Raw genomic sequence first — 16,245 nt, 5'->3', positions numbered from 1 at the left:
TCTTTTCGATGGCAGAGGAGTCGGCGGCTGCGTTCGGGCGGCTGACCACTGAAAACGTCGATCGGACGGTGGAAATCCGCCTAGACGGGGTAACCGTCAGCGCTCCGGTCATTCGCGAGCCCATCCTTCGCGGTACCGTGGTGATCTATGGCGATTTCGACCATACCGGTGTCGTCGACCTTGCTGCCCGCATTGCGTCGGGTGACGTGACCGTCGAGGTCGAGGTGGTCGACCCCTGAGCCGACCGGGTTGCGATTTCCTGGGTGCCGCTGAGCGCGCCGAAGCGACGTAGGGCGACGCCAGTTAACCACGCGGACGAAGAGTCCTGTTCGTTCCAAGTTTGAGCAAAATTCGCTGCTTATCTTGCAGCGATATGATTTCACGACGCTCCTTCCTCAAGCTGACCGGCCTGACCGCCCTCGCTGGCCTCGGGCTCAGTTCCTATGCCTTTGCCATAGAGCCGCGGTTTCGGCTCGAGGTGACGCGCTATCGCCTGACGCCGCCCGGATGGCCGGCGGGTTCACGCCCGGTGCGGATCGCGGCGATAGCCGACACGCATGCCTGCGACCCGTGGATGCCGCTGTCGCGGATCGAGGAGATCGTCAGCATCACCAATGCGCTCGAGCCGGATCTCATCGTCCTCCTCGGTGACTATATCGCCGGCTTGCGGCGCTTCCGCACGGCCGCCGTGCCGATCGGGGACTGGGCGCGGGCATTCGGTGCGCTTCGCGCACCGCTCGGCGTGCGTGCCATCCTCGGCAATCACGACTGGTGGACCGAACCCGAGCACATCCGGTCCGCTCTTGCCGAGAACGGGATCCCGGTCATGGAAAACGATGCCGAGCGGATCGCCGCGCCGGACGGGGCGGACTTCTGGCTGGCGGGGCTCGGCGACCAGCTTGCCCACCCGCTCGGCGGCGGACGCTTCGGGGGAGTCGACGACCTTCCGGGCACGCTGGCAAAGGTCACCGACGACAAGCCGGTCATCCTGCTTGCCCACGAGCCGGATATCTTTCCGAAGGTTCCCGAAAGGGTCAGCCTGACGATGAGCGGCCATACGCATGGCGGGCAGGTCAACCTGCCGCTGCTCGGGCGGCTGGTGGTGCCGTCCCGCTATGGCGACCGCTATGCCTACGGGCATATCGTCGAGGATAGTCGCCATCTCATCGTTTCCGGCGGCCTCGGTTGTTCGAAACTTCCGGTGCGCTTCGGGGTTCCGCCCGAAGTCCTGCTCGTCGAGCTTGGCGGAGACGCGCCGGTCGCCTAAAACGCCCCATGGTCAACCACGTCGATGCCAATCGCGCCAATTGGGACGAGCGTGCCGACATCCATATCGAGGATGCGACCGGCTTCTATGGCGTCCAGCGTTTCCTGGATGGCGAAGACGCGCTGACGCCGATCGACGCCGCTGCGATCGGCGATGTGGCGGGTCTCAAGGTCCTGCACCTTCAGTGTCACATCGGTCTCGACACGCTTTGCCTCGCCCGACGTGGCGCGATCGTTACCGGTCTCGATTTTTCGCCGGCCGCCCTCGGCCATGCCCGCCAACTGGCAACCCGCAGCGGGCTCGAGGCGCGTTTCGTCCAGGGCGATCTCTATGACGCGCCGGAGCTGGTCGGTGGCGGGTTCGATCTCGTCTACACCACCTGGGGAACGATTACCTGGCTGCCGGACGTCTTTCGTTGGGGAGCCGTCGTCGCCTCGGTTCTGCGGCCTGGGGGACGGCTCTATTTTGCCGACTGCCATCCGGGCTTCGCGGTGCTGGAAGAGATAGGGGGACGCCTCGAGCCGACCTTCGGCTTTCGTACCCACTCGTCCGTGCCGCTCGAATTCAGCGAGACCCAGACCTATACGGGCGATCCCCGGCCGCTTTCCAATCCGCTGAGCTTCGAGTGGATTCATCCGGTGAGTGATATTCTCATGGCGCTGATCGGCCAGGGCATGGCGATCGACCGGATCTCCGAGCACGAAGCGCTGCCCTGGCGGATGGTGCCGATGATGGTGGAAGGGGAGGACCGGATGTGGCGGCTGCCGGCCGGCATGCCGGCGCTGCCGCTCAGCCTTTCGGTCGAAGCGGTCAAGTCGGTCTGACAGCGCCGTATCCTACCCTATTCGACGACCGCGATGATCGGCCCATAGCCGCCGTGGGCCGGCGGGTCGTCGCGTCCGAGTTCGGGCGAATAGATGCCGGGTGCCGAACCGCCGTCGAGGAAGAGGGCATTGTCGCAGCCGAGCCGGTCGCGGAAGAAGCGGCCGAAGTCGTGGAAGTTGACGCCGCCCTCGGTGATGGCGACCGTCACCCGGTCGGGCACCGGTGCGCAGATGCCGTTGCGCTCCTTGACCGAGTCCGAGCCGGGGATGAAAGCCGGATGCAGGGCGCCGTCGATGACCAGCATAGGGCCGGACTGCGTCGCGAAATCAGCGGACGGCGCCTCTTTCAGGAAATCCTCGGTGGTCATCACCATGGCCGCGCCATTGGCGACGAGGAACACGCCGTTTGGCTTCTTGTAGAAGTTCGGCGCCGGGCGTTCGGTCGACGTGGCGGTGTTGACCGGATGGAGTTCCCGGCTGCCTTCGATATAGAGCCCGATGGGGCTGAGATCGTCGCCATACATCCCGCCATTCATGGCGAAGACGAGCGTCTTGTCTTTCGCGGCGAGGTCGTCCGCCAGTGCGTCGAATGTGGCATAGGGCCGGTCGTCCGGTCCTCGCCAGAACGTCCGCAAATCGTCGGTCGCGAGATGGAAGTCGCATACGATATAGCTCGAATCCTCGAAGGATTGCCGCTGGCACGCGGCCTTTGCCGCAGCCGGTGAGACCGCCAGGAAGGCGATCGGAAGAAAGGTACCGAGAAGTGTCCGGTCAATCGTCATGTGCCGCATTTTCCTGGCGAATCGTCGTCCAAGGTGACCATATCGCCCGGGGTATTTCAAAGTGCCGATGCCATGCCGTATATAGGCGGCATGCAACCGATCCAATGTGCGATGGAAGGTGACTGGAAGCGGGCGTCGGCGGGCGTCGGAGTGATCGCCGATCACTTCCGTCTGCCGTGGCGTTTCCATGCGCGGATTGTCGCTGCAAGGGGAGCCGACGGGACCTGATCGTCACGGGTATCCGCAACGCTTCCATCCATCGGCGATCCCCACGGTTCGCCCAGCTCTGCAAGGCAAATCTCCATGAAGCCGAAAACCCTGTATGACAAAATCTGGGACGACCATGTCGTCCATGAGGACGAGGACGGCACCTGTCTCCTCTATATCGACCGTCATCTCGTCCACGAGGTGACCAGTCCCCAGGCCTTCGAGGGTCTGCGGATGGCCGGCCGCAAGGTCCGCGCGCCCCACAAGACGCTCGCGGTGGTCGATCACAACGTCCCTACCACCGATCGCAGCCGCGGCATCGCCAACAAGGAATCGGCGATCCAGGTCGAAGCGCTTGCGAAGAACGCCGCCGATTTCGGCGTCGAATACTATGACGAGCTCGATCGCCGTCAGGGCATCGTGCACATCATCGGGCCCGAGCAGGGGTTCACGCTGCCGGGGATGACGATCGTCTGCGGCGACAGCCACACATCGACCCACGGCGCTTTCGGGGCTCTCGCCCATGGCATCGGTACGTCGGAGGTCGAGCATGTTCTCGCCACCCAGACGCTGATCCAGAAGAAGGCGAAGAACATGCGGATCACCGTCGACGGCACGCCGCCTCCGGGCGTGACCTCGAAGGACATCATCCTGGCGATCATCGGCGAGATCGGCACGGCCGGCGGTACCGGCCATGTCATGGAATATGCCGGCGAGGCCTTCGACAAGATGTCGATGGAAGGCCGGATGACGGTCTGCAACATGTCGATCGAGGGCGGCGCCCGGGCCGGACTCGTGGCGCCGGACGAGACCACCTTCGCCTATATCAAGGGGCGGCCAAAGGCGCCCAAGGGCGACCATTGGGAATCGGCGGTGCGCCACTGGGAGACGTTGCGCTCCGATGCAGGCGCCGAATTCGATCGCGAGGTGCGGCTCGACGCGGCCAGCCTGCCGCCGCTGGTCACCTGGGGCACCAGCCCCGAGAATGTCACGACCATCGATGGCAAGGTTCCGGATCCGGCCGATATTGCCGATCCCGACCGGCGTCGCGCGGTGGAGCGGTCGCTGGCCTATATGGGACTTCAGGCCGGCACGCCGATCAAGGACATCACCGTCGAGCGGGTCTTCGTCGGCTCGTGCACCAATGGCCGGATCGAGGATCTGCGCGCCGCCGCGAAGATCATCGGCGACAAGCGCGTCCACGAAGGCGTCAACGCGATGGTCGTGCCCGGTTCCGGCCTGGTCAAGGATCAGGCCGAGGCGGAAGGCCTCGACAAGGTCTTCATCGCCGCCGGCTTCGAATGGCGCGAGCCCGGCTGTTCCATGTGCCTGGCGATGAACGACGACCGCCTCAAGCCCGGCGAGCGGTGTGCGTCGACCTCGAACCGCAACTTCGAGGGTCGGCAGGGATTCAAGGGTCGTACCCATCTGGTATCGCCGGCCATGGCCGCGGCGGCGGCGATCGCCGGGCGCTTCGTCGACGTGCGCGAGTGGGGCGAGGGCTGACATGGGACAAGGGGCCGCGGCGGACGCTTTCGTCAAGGCGGTCAGCCGCAGCCCTTCCCATAGCTTCAGCAAGCCGAACGTCGCCTCGATCCGGCTGCTCGCCGGTCTCGGCGTCGAGGGCGACGCTCATTGCGGCGAGACGGTCCGGCATCGGTCGCGCGTGGCCAGGGATCCGACCCAACCCAATCTGCGGCAGGTCCACCTGATCCAGTCCGAGCTCTTCGACGAGCTTCGGGACCGGGGGTTCGTCGTCGCGCCGGGCGCCATGGGCGAGAATGTCACGACGGTCGGCATTGATCTGCTTGGGCTGCCGACCGGCGCCCGGCTCGGGCTCGGGCCCGGCGCCGTCGTCGAGATCACCGGACTCCGCAACCCCTGCCATCAGATCGAGGATTTCGAGCCGGGGCTGCTCGCCGCGGTGCTCGACCGCGACGAGGCGGGTAACCTGGTCCGTAAGGCAGGCGTCATGGGGATTGTCGCGAAGGGCGGCGACGTGGCGCCGGGGGACGGAATCGTCCTGGAGCTTCCAGACGAGCCCTGGCGGCCGCTGGAGCGCGTCTAGCTAACTCGCGCGGCCGACGCGGCCGAAGACGGATTTCAACACGCCTCGCCGGAAATGCGAACGGCCCCGCGGGGGCGCACGGGGCCGTTCTTTCAACTGGCAGCTTTGGAGGTCGGGGTGGGGGGGATAAAGCCGCTCAGTGATAGATGCGTCCTTCTTTCGGACGAGACTGCCTGTCACCCGCCGATTTCAGGCGGATCGCGCCTGCTTCGGCAATGAAATCGACCGGCGTGTCGGCGAATCGGACCGTGTGTTCGGCCGGGACCGGGGCAAGGTCCCAAATGCCGTCTTCGGACAGTACCGCCGCCGGTCGGATCGGAATCCTGTAGCTCATGGCACCAAACCCTGTTGGGCTTTATCGCCCTTTGATTTCACTATGGCGTTGACCGCCACCTTGTGCAGTGAACTCAATCACACTCGTCTTGATTAGATATGAACGATCTCGGTTCACACAAGGTTTCATCGTGACATGAAACGTCAGGAAAGCGGCCCCGCAAGGGCGGGGCCGTGACCATATTTGGGCAGTTTCGTGGAATTTCTACCACCTGCGATAGATGGGACGCCAGGTGCACACCTGGCCTGCATAGACCCTGCGGATCATCCATCCACGATGTGGTTTCCAGTAGCGAACCGCCTTGTAGCGCGGTGCGCAGACCCGCCTCTGCGCCGCCGGCGGCGGGCGTCGCGGCGCGAAATGGGGGCGTGGCGGATAATGTGGCGCATAGCCGGGTCCATGCCATCCATAGGACCAGCCGCCACCATAGGCATAGCCCGCCGCCGCGGGGGTTTCTCCGAGCGCCAGCGCGCCGGCCCCCAGCAGGATGGTTGTCGCCCCCGCGATCATCGTCTTCCTGAGCATCGTCAGGCTCCTTTCCGCAACTGAATCGGGTCGGTCGGGCGTCCCCTTGATGGTGATTTTGCGGCCTTCGCCTGAACCGGGCTTGAGGCGGCGGTTCATCGATGGTTCAGCTTCGGCTTGACCCACGCCGAAACCCGGGGCAACTGACATTCATGAGCACGATTGAGACATCGCTTCTTTCGATTGGCAGCGCCCACGAACTGGCGCCGCTCCTCGCGGCCTGCGCGCAGGAACGCGGACGCGGCGCACCCCGCCGGCCAGATGAATTCTACGCGGAGCTCCTCCTCAACGATCGCACGGCATCCATCCTCGGCGCGCGTCTGGACGGACACCTGGTCGGCTATGCTGTCTTCTTCGATCTCCCCAACACGATGAATGGACGGCGGATCGGACAGCTGGACGAGATGTTCGTCATCCAGGATTCCCGGGAAAAAGGGGTCGGGAAGGCGCTGCTCGATGCGGTGTCCGCCGAGGCCGTCGGGCGCGATTGGGACGAGTTGCGCTGGGTGGTGCCGGAAAAGCCGCCGGTCGCCAGGGCCCTGGCGGAACGGTTCGGGCATCCTGCCGGATGGTCGGTCTTCTCGGTCCCGCTGGGATGATCGGCCCCGAAGGGCCGATCGATGTCCATCCCCGTCCGGTGTCCGCCCAAGGCCGATGAATGCGGCATTCCAATCGCTGATCGGCAACGGCGCGCTCATCGGCCACGCCAGCTATATCCTGCTGATCGTCTCGATGCTGATGACGCGGATGTTCTGGCTCCGCGTCATGGCGATCGGCTCCGGGCTTCTCGCCGCGATCTACTCGATGGTCTGGGTCTACGACCCGGTATCGGCTTTCTGGGAGCTGATGTTCGTTCTGACCAATGTCGGCCAATTGGCGATCCAGGCCTTCCGCAACCGCAAGACCAGCTTCACCGCAGAGGAGCGGGCATTCCACGAGGTCGCCGTTCCGGACCTCGAGCCCGCGCAGGTCCGGCGGCTGTTGAAATTCGGCCGTTGGGTCGATGCCGAAGAGGGGACCGTGCTCACCCGTCAGGGGGAGCTCGCCGCCGAGCTCGTGTTCATCGTCGAGGGCAAGGCCCGCGTCGAGGTCGATGAGCGGCCCGTCGGCGTCTGTGGCGCGGCCGACTTCGTCGGCGAGATCAGTGTCTCGACGGGAATGCCGGCGACGGCGACGGTGACGGCCACGAGCCCGATCCGCTACCTTGCCTTCGAAAGGTCCCTGCTGCGGAAACTGCTCGATCGTTCCGACGAGATCAGCCAGGCTGTCGAGCAGGCCTTCAGGCATGGCATCAGGGAGAAGCTGATCAGGACCAACACGGCGGTCGCGAGCTCAGCCGGGCCGGTGCCGGATTGAACGACACGCGGAAGAATGGCGAGCGGCCCGATCGGGTCGAAATCTGGGCGAGGCGTACCGGCAGGACGCTCGGCTACGTGGCGCTGCTTGTCCTGATCCTCTACCTGCTATTCACCTATGTGCCATGACGAATCCAGGGAATCCGATTGAATGGGACGGCGTTCGCGCCCCGTCGCTCGACGATCTCGGGGCGATGGCGCGGCAAGCCTTCGACACGCTGCCCGAAGCCTTCCGCGCCCTGACCGGCGACTTGCCGATCCAGGTTGCCGACTTCCCGACCGATGAGGTGCTCGACGATCTCGGCATCGAATCGGAATTCGGTTTGCTCGGGCTCTTCCAGGGCGTCGGCCTCGCCCATGCCGGGGCCGTGCCGCAGACCGGCGAGATGCCGAACATGATCTGGCTCTACCGCCGGCCGATCCTCGACTATTGGGCCGAGCATGACGAAACGCTGGGCAATATCGTCACCCACGTCCTCGTCCACGAGATCGGTCATCATTTCGGGCTTTCCGACGATGACATGGAGGCGATCGAACGCGAGGCGGGGTGATCCCGCCGACGGGTTCATTCCGCCGCGGCAGGTTCGGCCGGTACCGGATCCGGCGACGCGAATATCCGCTCGATCTCGGCCATGTGCGGGTGATCCACGTTCTTCGACCGCAATGCGTGGAAATCGTCGAGCACTACCTCCTCCCAGCGCCGGTCGCCGAGCATCGTCCCGCGCTGGCCGAGATAGATCGCGTCAGCCGCCTCGATCCGGCCGGTGAGCATCAGCACGTGGGCGAGCTTGACGAGGAACGCCGTTTCCCCCGGCTCCAGCGCGATCGCTTCGCGGGACGCCGCCTCCGAGTCCGCCAGATCGCCGGTGAAGAGACCTCCCCATGCGACATCGGCCCATGCGCCGGCGAGATTGCGTCGACGAGCGGCATCGTCCGGTCGGGCGACGAACAGGGCGCGCACGAGGTCGAGCTTTTCCCGCCATGCGGCCAGCGCGCCGGGCGGATCGTTCATGGCCATCTTGAGATTTGCCAGCCGGTCGAGGTTGCCGGCGAGCTGGATGGCTTCCTCCTCGCTGTCAGGCAGCAGCCGGACAAGGTCGCGGCCCGCGGCGACCATTTCCTCCATGGCGGCGACCGCGCCGTTGCCGTCGCCGGAGCGCGCCTTGAGGTAGCCGAGCTGTTCGAGGTTCGCGACGATCGCGCGGTGACGCTCGGGCTGGTCCGGTTCGGTGGCGGCAAGCGACCGGCGGAGCACCAGAGCTTCCTCGTAGGCCGCAACGGCGCCCGCTTCGTCCGTGTCGCGCTTGAGACCGCCGATGCGTTCTAGCGCCTCCGCGGCATTGTTCCGCCAAAGGATGTGGTCCGGGGCGACCTTGAGCAGGGCGTGGGCGGCTTTGAGAGCCTCTTCGTAGGCGGACAACGCCCGCGCCGAATCACCCGTCTGGCTTCGTGCGTCGCCAGCCTTGATCCAGGCGACCAGCAGGATGTCCTGAAGGTCGGTATCCCCGGGCCAGCGCTCGAGAAGGCCGGCCGTCAGGGCGGCCTGTTCCTCGTAGGCGGCCAGGGCTCCGGCCAGGTCGCCGAGGGCAAGCCGGGCGTCGCCGACGCGCCCCAGCGCGCCTGCCACCTCTTGTTGAAGATCCGGGTCCTGCGGGTCGAGCGCGGCCAGTTTCCGGAGAATATCAAGGCTCTCCTGATAGCCGTCGACCGCCGCCCGCGCATTTCCGGTGGTGAGCCGGACTCCGGCGACCCGATCCAGCCCGACGGACAGGTCGTGGAGCCAGACCGCGTTCTCGGGATCGATGGATGTGAGGTGGCGGGCAATGTCGACGCTCTCTTGCCATGCGGCGAGCGCCGCCGCCGTATGGCCGAGCTTCACGTCGAGGTCGCCGAGCCGGAGGAGGCGCAGCGCGACGTCCCGCCAGCGGAGCGCGTTGCCGGGGTCGTCTTCGTGGAGCTTCCGGCCGATGCCGACGCTCTCGGTGAGCGCCGCGGTGGCGCCCGGCAGGTCGCCCGTCTCCTCCTTCGCGGCGGCGATCACTTCGAGGACGGTGGCGATGTCGCGCTGCCAGAGCGTGTTCTCGGGATCGGTCGCGGAGAGCGCCCGGTGAAGGCCAAGGCTCTGTTCCTCGGCTTCGAGCGTGCCGGCGAAATCGTTCGTCGCGAAGCGCACCCGGCCGATCCGGCCATGCATCAGCGCCTCGCCGCGCCACCAGGAAGTCTTTTCGGGATCGATTGCGCGCAACCGGCTGACCGTGGCGAGCGCCTCCTCGAATGCTTTTCTTGCCGCATCCAGGTTCTCCCGTTCCAGCTCGATGTCGCCGATCTTGCTGAGATCGACCCAGATGTCGTCCTGCCAGAGCGTGTTGCCCGGGTCGGTCGCGGCGAGGTCGCGGGCGATGGCGAGGGCCTGGCTGTAAGACTCCATCGCGCGGGTGCGGTCTCCGGCGGCAAGATAGGTGTCGCCGAACTCGCCGAGCATGGCGCCGCGGCTCCGCATGATGTCGGTGTCGTCGGCGGCGGCATCGGAGAGGCGGCTCACCGCCTCCTCGACGCGGGTGAGGATGGTGTGGACGTTCTCGATTCGCATTCCCTCGATCTCGCGGAGGCCCTGGGCGATGTCGAAGACGACATCGTCGACCGTGCCTTTGGCGATCTCGAAATTGCGGACCGCCCGTTCCGCTTCGGCCGTCGCGCGCTCCTCATTCCTGACCGCGAACCAGGCCGCGATCCCGGCGCCGACACCAAGCGCGGCGACCACGACCGCGACGCCGTAGGCCAGCCGGAGGCTTCGCCGCTGGCGGCGCACTTCCTCTGAATAGAGGTCCGCCTTCTCGACGCCGCGGATGGTCGCCGCGAGGTCGAGGGCGGCGTGGAGGAAGGCCTGGTTCTTGCCCGTCGCCGAAGATGGGTCGGCGCGGAAGGCGCGGAGATCGACCCATAGCGGCTCCTCGGCGAAGCGGCCCCTGAGACATGGCGGCAGGGGGAGCGCCTCGGAGGGACCGAAGTCCCGCGCCTCGTCATTCCAGGCCAGGTCGCCGTCGGTCAAGGCGATCAGGAGTTGGTCGATGCCCTTGGTCGCGATGAAGTGGGAGACCTCCTTGTCCACCCACTTCGATTCGGCGGCTTCGCGCGAGGCGAGCAGGATCAGGTAGCGGGACCGGTCGAGCTTCTCCTCGATGCCCTGCCACAGGCTGGGGGCCGCGGAAAGGCTGGTCGCGTCAAGGAAGACGTTGAGGCTCCTGACCTTCCACCATGGCTTGCCGATGGTCTGGATGACCGTGCGCAGCGCCCGCGCGACGGCCTTGTCGCCACGCTGGCTGTAGGAGATGAATGCGTCATAGCCGGGCGCACGATCGTCTGCCGCTGCCGCGCCGGCGTTCGCGGGGGAGGAAGCGCGCGCCATTGGTGCATTCTACTTGCCGGACGCCCATCCTCAATGGCGAGGAAGCCTGACGAATCGGACTACACTCGGGCAGCCCGTTTTGTTGCGTGCGGTTTTCGGCACAGGTTCCATCTCATCGACAAAGGGGCAGACATGGACCTCGAACACTGGCTCTGGCTCGCTGTCGCGGCCTATGGTCTCCATGTCCTCGAGGAATTTGCGCTCAACTGGCGCGACTGGGCGAGCGCGGTGATCGGCCTTCCGGTCGAATGGGCCGATTTCTACGTCGTCAACGGGCTGGTGATCGTGCTCGGCATCGTTGCCGCCAACCTGGCGATGGCGGCGCCGGCTGTGGCGCTCGCCTTTCCGGCGCTGATGATGATCAACGGCATCTTCTTCCACATCCTGCCCTTCATACGCACAAGGGGGCGGTATTCGCCCGGGCTTGGAACGGCGGTCGTCCTTTTCCTGCCGATCGGCTTTGCCTGCTACACGGAGGCCTCGGCCGCCGGCCAGCTCGACGCCGGCGTCATGGTCGGCTCGATCCTGATCGGCGCGGCGTTGATGGCGATGCCGATCGTGCTGCTGAAGATCAGGGATCGCCCGTATTTCCGGCAGGACAGGCCGTGAACCTCCGCGGGTGTGGGTCTTGACCTTGGCGGTCTTCCGGCGCACATGAGGCGGCGGAAAAGGATCCGATCCCATGCAGAAATTCGACAAGCTGACCGCCGTCGCGGCGCCCCTGCCGATGCTCAATGTCGACACCGACATGATCATCCCCAAGGACTACCTGAAGACGATCAAGCGCACCGGTCTCGGGAAGGGGCTCTTTTCCGAGATGCGCTACAACGAGGACGGCAGCGAAAACCCGGATTTCGTGCTCAACAAGCCGGCCTATCGCGGGGCCGAGATCCTGGTCGCGGGCGACAATTTCGGCTGCGGGTCGAGCCGTGAGCATGCGCCCTGGGCGCTGCTCGATTTCGGCATCCGCTGCGTGATCTCCACCAGCTTCGCCGACATCTTCTACAACAATGCCTTCAAGAACGGCATCCTGCCGATCGTCGTCTCGAAGGAGGACCTCGACAAGCTGATGGACGACGCGGAGCGCGGCGCCAATGCGACGATCTCGGTCGATCTCGAGGCGCAGGAAATCAGCGGGCCGGATGGCGGGGTCGTCAAGTTTGACATCGATCCGTTCAAGAAGCACTGCCTTCTCAACGGCTTAGACGAGATCGGCCTGTCGCTCGAAAAGGCCCGGCATATCGACCGCCACGAACAGCGGATCGCCGAGGAACGCCCCTGGCACTAGGCTAGCCGCTGATCCGGCACCCGACGTTCAGTCGTCGGGGAGGATCGCCGTCGCGGTCTCGATGACCCGGAGCGCCATCCGCTCGTGCATACGCTCGACCATCTGGCCTTCGACCGCGATCACCGCTTTTTCGTGATTCTCCGGCCGGTCGAAGGCAGCGAGCACCTTTTCCGCCCATTCGACCTCCTCGTTGCTCGGCGCGAAGGCTTCGTTGGCGATCGGCACCTGGCGCGGGTGGATGAGGGTCTTGCCGTCCATGCCGAGGTCGCGGCCCTGCTGGCATTCGGCATCGAAGCCCTTCCAGTCGGTGAGGTCGTTGAAGGTGCCGTCGAGCACAGCGAGGCCGTAGGCGCGGGCGGCGAGGACGCATTGGGAGAGCGCCGGAACGAGCGCGGCACGGCCGGGTAGAAGGCGCACGCCCATTTCGCGGGCGAGGTCGTTGGTGCCGATGACCAGCGTGTCGAGGGCCGCGCCGGAGCCGTTGTTGGCGGTCGAGGCGATGCTGGCGGCGTTGAGGACGGCGAGGGGGGTCTCGATCATCGCCCAGAGCGACAATTCGGCCGGCGCCTGCGCCGCGGCGAGTGCCGCCCGCGCGCGGCGGATATCCTCCATCCGCGATATCTTCGGGATCAGCACGGCATCCGGCATCGCGGCGACCACCGCGGCGATGTCGCGGGCGATCCACGGGGTGCCGAGGCCGTTGACCCGGACCACGACCTCGCGCTTGCCATAGGCATGGACGTTGACCGCCGCGGCGACGGCGGCACGGGCCATTTCCTTGGCTTCGACGGCGACGGCATCCTCGAGATCGAGGATCAGGACGTCGGCCGGTATGGTGCGTCCCTTGTCGAGCGCGCGGGCGTTGGAACCCGGTATATAGAGTGCACTTCGACGCGGGCGTGGCGCAGCCGCCATGCTGGTTGGTCTCCCCCTGGGCCGGCGAGAGACTAGCTTCCCCGGATCGATCTCAAAAGCCCTCTCGTGCGGGATTCTTGTCGCTCCCGGCCGAGACGGGGAAGGGTGCAGGGTGACGGGACGACATGAGCAAAGCCGAGAGAAAGCAATCGGTTATCGTGATCAGCAGCGAGGTGGCGCGGGGTTCGGTCGGCGGCCGCGCCGGCACATTCGTGCTGCAACGGATGGGGTTCCCGGTGTGGTGGGCGCCGACGGTCGCGCTGCCGTGGCATCCCGGACACGGTCCGGCGGCCCGGATGACGCCAAGTCACGAGAATTTCAAGGCTTTCCTGGGCGATCTCGCGACCGCGCCATGGCTCGGCGAGGTCGGGGCGGTGATGTCGGGCTACCTCGGCGACAGCCGGCAGGCGGCGCCGATCGCCCGGCTCGTCGATGCGGTCAGGGCGAAAAACCCTGACGCCATATACCTTTGCGACCCGATCATCGGAGACGCAAAGGGGCTCTTCCAGCCGGCGGAAATCGCGGCGGCGATCCGCGATGACCTGCTGCCGCGCGCCGACATCGCCACGCCGAACCGGTTCGAACTCGGCTGGCTTTCAGATAAGGCATTGAAAGATAACGAAGAAATTGCCGATGCCGGACGGGCGCTCGGGGTCCTGGAAACGATCGTTACGTCCGCTCCGGCGGGCGAGGGCAGGATCGGCAGCCTCCTGGTCGAACCGAAAATGGCCAGTCTTTTCAGCCATATAGCCTATCCATCCGTGCCGCATGGCACCGGCGACCTGCTGGCGGCGCTCTATCTCGGAAACCGCCTCGGCGGCAAGCTTCCGGAGCCGGCGCTGACCCGCTCCCTGTCGGCGACCGAGGCTCTGATACGGCTCGGGCGGGCCATGGGCGCCGATGAGATGCCTCTGGTCGCAGGCCAGGCGCTGTTCGAGACACCGCCGGGCGGGTCCGTGACGGTCGAGACGGCGGGGCGTCCCACGTGACCGGCCGGGTCGCCGGGGTCGACGGCTGTCCCATGGGATGGGCGGCGGTGTTTCAAACCATCGACGGGGTCGGGGCGCCGGTCTTCGCGGTCGTCGACGCCTTCGCGGCGATCCTCGACCACCCCCTCCGGCCGGACGTCATCGCGGTCGACATGCCGATCGGATTGCCGGAGAGGATCGGACGCGGCGGGCGGGGACCGGAGCGGGCGGTGCGCCCGCTGCTCGGCGAGCGCCAGTCCTCGGTCTTCGCGGTGCCGTCGCGGGCGGCGGTGATGGAGGAGGACTATCGACGCGCCTGCCAGGTCGCGCTCGCGACCTCCGATCCGCCGAAGAAGGTCTCGAAGCAATGCTTCCACCTCTTCCCGAAGATCCGGGAGATCGACGCGCTGATGACGCCGGCGCTCGAGGCGCGGGTGCATGAATGCCATCCGGAGCTCGGCTTCTGGCGGCTGAACGGCGAACGGCCGATGGGCCTGCCGAAGAAGGTCAAGAGCAGGGCCAACCCGGCCGGCCTCGCCGAGCGGCGCGACCTTCTCGTCCATCACGGCTACGAGGAGTCCTTCCTCACGCGCCCGTTGCCCTCCGGCGTCGGCGCGGACGACCGTCTCGACGCCGCGGTGCTGGCGTTGGTCGCGATACGGATCGCGACCGGCGAGGCCGAAAGTTTCCCGGCCGTGCCCGGCCGCGACGCGAAGGGCCTCCGCATCGCGATCTGGGCATAGGCCCGAAGGCTACATGCTGCCGCAATCCTTGTCGGGATAGGCGCCGATGTAGTGGTCGGGGATGACGCTGATCTCGACGCCGTCGCCTTCCATCGCCGGCCGCTCCTCGATCCGCCCTTCGATCTTGACAAGGACTTCGGCGCCGGGCGAGGGCGCGACGGCGAGGTAGCCGGCTTCCAGCGCCCGGTTGTCGCCCTCGAAAGCGACGGGATAGCGCTCGCCGGAGGCGCAATCGCGGAACAGCGCGGCATCGGCCATGTAGGAATACATGCCGGCCATCGGCATCGGCGTGCCGAGGTCGGCGGCCACGGCCGGCCCGGCAAATCCAAAAGCCGCGACCGCAGCGGAAACAATCAAGAGTCTTTCGGGGGAAAGTCGTGCGGGGTGTTTCATCACGTCGCCCTCCTCGCTGACTGGCAGGGGCAGCCTACGCGGATTCCGCCTATTTCCAAACGCCGCCGGCGATATTGTAGGCTCCCGGCAAGCGGTCGGCGTTGGAACAGACCGCAATCAGGGGAGCAAACGTGGAGCGGGATACCGAAATCGGGGAGGAGTCTCCAGGCGCCCGGGCCCCGCAGGTCCGGCAAGACCGGATTCGCGTCGGGCTGGTCGGCAGGGGCATCCAGAAGTCGCGGACGCCGGCGATGCACGAGGCGGAAGGGCGTCGCCTCGGGCTCAACTATGAATACCGCCTGCTCGACGCCGACCGGATGGGATCGCCCGCCCCGTCGCTGGGCGACATCCTCGACAAGGCGGAAAGGGACGGCTTCGCCGGCCTCAACGTCACCCATCCCTTCAAGCAGGAAGTCCTAGGCCTTCTCGACCGGGTCTCCGACAGCGCCCGCGCCGTCGGCGCGGCGAACACGGTGGTGTTCGAGGCCGGCGAAAGAGTGGGCCACAACACGGACTATTGGGGATTCCGCGAAGCCTTCCGCGGCGAGCTGGGCGACGCGCCACGCGACACGGTGGTGCTGCTCGGAGCCGGCGGTGGCGGCGCGGCGGTGTCGCATGCATTGCTCGATCTCGGCGTCGGCCGCCTGCTTGTCGCCGACCCGGAGCCGGACCGCGCCGGGACATTGACGGCACGGCTCGGCGCGCAATTCGGGGACGGCCGGGCGGCCACCGCCGACGACCCCGCCACGGCGCTCGCCGCCGCCGACGGTGTCGTCAATGCGACGCCGGTGGGCATGGAGGGCCATGCCGGGTCGCCGGTTCCCGAAGACCTGCTCAGGCGGGCGATGTGGGTCGTCGACATCATCTATTTTCCGATCGAGACCGCACTCCTCCGCGCCGCGCGCGACAGGGGCTGCCGCACGATGGGCGGCGAGCGGATGGCGATCCTGCAGGCGGTCCGCGCCTTCGAGCATTTCACCGGCATTGCCGCCGACGTCGGGACCATGCGCGCCGCCTTCGCGGCGGCGGGTTGACGTGCCTCTGCCGCCCTACAGGAAGACGGCGATGATCGGCGGCCAGCACAGGATCACCGCCAGAGCGATCACCTGAATGGCGATGAAGGGCATGAAGCCGGCAAAGATCGCGGTCAGCGTGATGTTCTCCGGCGCC

At 66.5% G+C, this 16,245-nt stretch carries 19 protein-coding genes; 14 read left to right on the top strand and 5 right to left on the bottom strand.

The features are described 5' to 3' along the window. The 3 genes from KDJ86_RS11315 to KDJ86_RS11305 all read left to right on the top strand — a co-directional run. Nucleotides 1-239 (top strand): SecDF P1 head subdomain-containing protein (locus KDJ86_RS11315; protein WP_521085282.1); only part of this gene is annotated, 239 nt, incomplete at its 5' end. A 134-nt stretch (nt 240-373) separates the two neighbouring features. After that, entirely contained in the window at nt 374-1,267 is an 894-nt protein-coding gene (locus KDJ86_RS11310) for a metallophosphoesterase (RefSeq protein ID WP_291745631.1), read from the top strand. Nucleotides 1,268-1,275: 8 nt separating this feature from the next. Further along, nucleotides 1,276-2,091, top strand: a complete 816-nt coding sequence (locus KDJ86_RS11305; RefSeq protein WP_291745629.1) for a class I SAM-dependent methyltransferase — start codon at nt 1,276-1,278, stop codon at nt 2,089-2,091. 17 nt (nt 2,092-2,108) lie between these two features. Here KDJ86_RS11305 and KDJ86_RS11300 read toward each other — a convergent pair whose 3' ends face one another. Next, nucleotides 2,109-2,873 carry a phosphodiester glycosidase family protein gene (locus KDJ86_RS11300; RefSeq protein ID WP_291745627.1) on the bottom strand — a complete coding sequence of 255 codons (765 nt, stop codon included), beginning with the start codon at nt 2,871-2,873 and terminating at the stop codon, nt 2,109-2,111. A gap of 303 nt (nt 2,874-3,176) precedes the next feature. Here KDJ86_RS11300 and leuC point away from each other — a divergent pair, with 303 nt between their 5' ends. Beyond that, nucleotides 3,177-4,586: a 3-isopropylmalate dehydratase large subunit gene (gene leuC, locus KDJ86_RS11295; RefSeq protein ID WP_291745626.1), complete on the top strand. Its 1,410-nt coding sequence runs from the start codon at nt 3,177-3,179 to the stop codon at nt 4,584-4,586. A 1-nt stretch (nt 4,587) separates the two neighbouring features. Next, nucleotides 4,588-5,148 (top strand): MOSC domain-containing protein, encoded by a 561-nt coding sequence (locus tag KDJ86_RS11290; protein ID WP_291745625.1) that lies wholly within the window; start codon nt 4,588-4,590, stop codon nt 5,146-5,148. A 538-nt stretch (nt 5,149-5,686) separates the two neighbouring features. On the opposite strand, the gene KDJ86_RS11285 is transcribed toward KDJ86_RS11290, so the two are convergent. Further along, nucleotides 5,687-6,007 carry a hypothetical protein gene (locus tag KDJ86_RS11285; RefSeq protein WP_291745623.1) on the bottom strand — a complete coding sequence of 107 codons (321 nt, stop codon included), beginning with the start codon at nt 6,005-6,007 and terminating at the stop codon, nt 5,687-5,689. Nucleotides 6,008-6,159: 152 nt separating this feature from the next. Between KDJ86_RS11285 and KDJ86_RS11280 the strand changes: the two genes are divergently transcribed. Genes KDJ86_RS11280 through KDJ86_RS11265 form a run of 4 tightly spaced genes read left to right on the top strand, consistent with a single transcriptional unit; the run spans nt 6,160 to nt 7,913 of the window. Continuing rightward, a complete protein-coding gene (locus KDJ86_RS11280; protein WP_291745622.1) occupies nt 6,160-6,606 on the top strand; it encodes a GNAT family N-acetyltransferase in 447 nt (148 codons plus the stop codon). 55 nt (nt 6,607-6,661) lie between these two features. Then, nucleotides 6,662-7,363, top strand: a complete 702-nt coding sequence (locus KDJ86_RS11275; protein ID WP_291745620.1) for a Crp/Fnr family transcriptional regulator — start codon at nt 6,662-6,664, stop codon at nt 7,361-7,363. After that, nucleotides 7,360-7,491 (top strand): hypothetical protein, encoded by a 132-nt coding sequence (locus tag KDJ86_RS11270; protein ID WP_291745619.1) that lies wholly within the window; start codon nt 7,360-7,362, stop codon nt 7,489-7,491. The genes KDJ86_RS11275 and KDJ86_RS11270 overlap by 4 nt, the downstream gene beginning before the upstream one ends. Then, nucleotides 7,488-7,913: a metallopeptidase family protein gene (locus tag KDJ86_RS11265; RefSeq protein WP_291745617.1), complete on the top strand. Its 426-nt coding sequence runs from the start codon at nt 7,488-7,490 to the stop codon at nt 7,911-7,913. Before KDJ86_RS11270 ends, KDJ86_RS11265 begins: the two co-directional genes overlap by 4 nt. Before the next feature lie 14 nt (nt 7,914-7,927). On the opposite strand, the gene KDJ86_RS11260 is transcribed toward KDJ86_RS11265, so the two are convergent. Next, a complete protein-coding gene (locus KDJ86_RS11260) occupies nt 7,928-10,768 on the bottom strand; it encodes a toll/interleukin-1 receptor domain-containing protein (protein WP_291745615.1) in 2,841 nt (946 codons plus the stop codon). 132 nt (nt 10,769-10,900) lie between these two features. On the opposite strand from KDJ86_RS11260, the gene KDJ86_RS11255 reads away from it, so the two are divergent. Both KDJ86_RS11255 and leuD read left to right on the top strand, forming a co-directional pair. After that, complete coding sequence (locus KDJ86_RS11255; RefSeq protein WP_291745614.1) at nt 10,901-11,377, top strand: HXXEE domain-containing protein; 477 nt, start codon at nt 10,901-10,903, stop codon at nt 11,375-11,377. A gap of 73 nt (nt 11,378-11,450) precedes the next feature. After that, nucleotides 11,451-12,056: a 3-isopropylmalate dehydratase small subunit gene (gene leuD, locus KDJ86_RS11250; protein WP_291745612.1), complete on the top strand. Its 606-nt coding sequence runs from the start codon at nt 11,451-11,453 to the stop codon at nt 12,054-12,056. 27 nt (nt 12,057-12,083) lie between these two features. On the opposite strand, the gene KDJ86_RS11245 is transcribed toward leuD, so the two are convergent. Continuing rightward, nucleotides 12,084-12,971, bottom strand: a complete 888-nt coding sequence (locus tag KDJ86_RS11245) for an HpcH/HpaI aldolase/citrate lyase family protein (RefSeq protein ID WP_291745611.1) — start codon at nt 12,969-12,971, stop codon at nt 12,084-12,086. Nucleotides 12,972-13,096: 125 nt separating this feature from the next. On the opposite strand from KDJ86_RS11245, the gene KDJ86_RS11240 reads away from it, so the two are divergent. After that, entirely contained in the window at nt 13,097-13,960 is an 864-nt protein-coding gene (locus tag KDJ86_RS11240) for a bifunctional hydroxymethylpyrimidine kinase/phosphomethylpyrimidine kinase (protein WP_291745609.1), read from the top strand. Further along, nucleotides 13,957-14,682: a DUF429 domain-containing protein gene (locus KDJ86_RS11235; RefSeq protein WP_291745607.1), complete on the top strand. Its 726-nt coding sequence runs from the start codon at nt 13,957-13,959 to the stop codon at nt 14,680-14,682. Before KDJ86_RS11240 ends, KDJ86_RS11235 begins: the two co-directional genes overlap by 4 nt. Before the next feature lie 9 nt (nt 14,683-14,691). Here KDJ86_RS11235 and KDJ86_RS11230 read toward each other — a convergent pair whose 3' ends face one another. Continuing rightward, nucleotides 14,692-15,075 (bottom strand): hypothetical protein, encoded by a 384-nt coding sequence (locus KDJ86_RS11230; protein ID WP_291745605.1) that lies wholly within the window; start codon nt 15,073-15,075, stop codon nt 14,692-14,694. A gap of 131 nt (nt 15,076-15,206) precedes the next feature. On the opposite strand from KDJ86_RS11230, the gene KDJ86_RS11225 reads away from it, so the two are divergent. Beyond that, nucleotides 15,207-16,109 carry a shikimate dehydrogenase gene (locus KDJ86_RS11225; protein WP_291745603.1) on the top strand — a complete coding sequence of 301 codons (903 nt, stop codon included), beginning with the start codon at nt 15,207-15,209 and terminating at the stop codon, nt 16,107-16,109. The last annotated feature ends 136 nt before the right edge of the window (nt 16,110-16,245 follow it).

The sequence above is a fragment of the Bauldia sp. genome (assembly GCF_020442045.1).
Lineage (GTDB): Bacteria > Pseudomonadota > Alphaproteobacteria > Rhizobiales > Kaistiaceae > Bauldia.
Note: the sequence above shows the minus strand (reverse complement) of the source record. Positions and strands in the feature narration are given on the sequence as shown.

Coding starts and splice junctions, on each gene's coding strand:
- KDJ86_RS11310 (WP_291745631.1), top strand. CDS start 374: ATGATTTCACGACGCTCCTTCCTCAAGCTGACCGGCCTGACCGCCCTC.
- KDJ86_RS11305 (WP_291745629.1), top strand. CDS start 1,276: ATGGTCAACCACGTCGATGCCAATCGCGCCAATTGGGACGAGCGTGCC.
- KDJ86_RS11300 (WP_291745627.1), bottom strand. CDS start 2,873: ATGACGATTGACCGGACACTTCTCGGTACCTTTCTTCCGATCGCCTTC.
- leuC (WP_291745626.1), top strand. CDS start 3,177: ATGAAGCCGAAAACCCTGTATGACAAAATCTGGGACGACCATGTCGTC.
- KDJ86_RS11290 (WP_291745625.1), top strand. CDS start 4,588: ATGGGACAAGGGGCCGCGGCGGACGCTTTCGTCAAGGCGGTCAGCCGC.
- KDJ86_RS11285 (WP_291745623.1), bottom strand. CDS start 6,007: ATGCTCAGGAAGACGATGATCGCGGGGGCGACAACCATCCTGCTGGGG.
- KDJ86_RS11280 (WP_291745622.1), top strand. CDS start 6,160: ATGAGCACGATTGAGACATCGCTTCTTTCGATTGGCAGCGCCCACGAA.
- KDJ86_RS11275 (WP_291745620.1), top strand. CDS start 6,662: ATGAATGCGGCATTCCAATCGCTGATCGGCAACGGCGCGCTCATCGGC.
- KDJ86_RS11265 (WP_291745617.1), top strand. CDS start 7,488: ATGACGAATCCAGGGAATCCGATTGAATGGGACGGCGTTCGCGCCCCG.
- KDJ86_RS11260 (WP_291745615.1), bottom strand. CDS start 10,768: ATGGCGCGCGCTTCCTCCCCCGCGAACGCCGGCGCGGCAGCGGCAGAC.
- KDJ86_RS11255 (WP_291745614.1), top strand. CDS start 10,901: ATGGACCTCGAACACTGGCTCTGGCTCGCTGTCGCGGCCTATGGTCTC.
- leuD (WP_291745612.1), top strand. CDS start 11,451: ATGCAGAAATTCGACAAGCTGACCGCCGTCGCGGCGCCCCTGCCGATG.
- KDJ86_RS11245 (WP_291745611.1), bottom strand. CDS start 12,971: ATGGCGGCTGCGCCACGCCCGCGTCGAAGTGCACTCTATATACCGGGT.
- KDJ86_RS11240 (WP_291745609.1), top strand. CDS start 13,097: ATGAGCAAAGCCGAGAGAAAGCAATCGGTTATCGTGATCAGCAGCGAG.
- KDJ86_RS11230 (WP_291745605.1), bottom strand. CDS start 15,075: ATGAAACACCCCGCACGACTTTCCCCCGAAAGACTCTTGATTGTTTCC.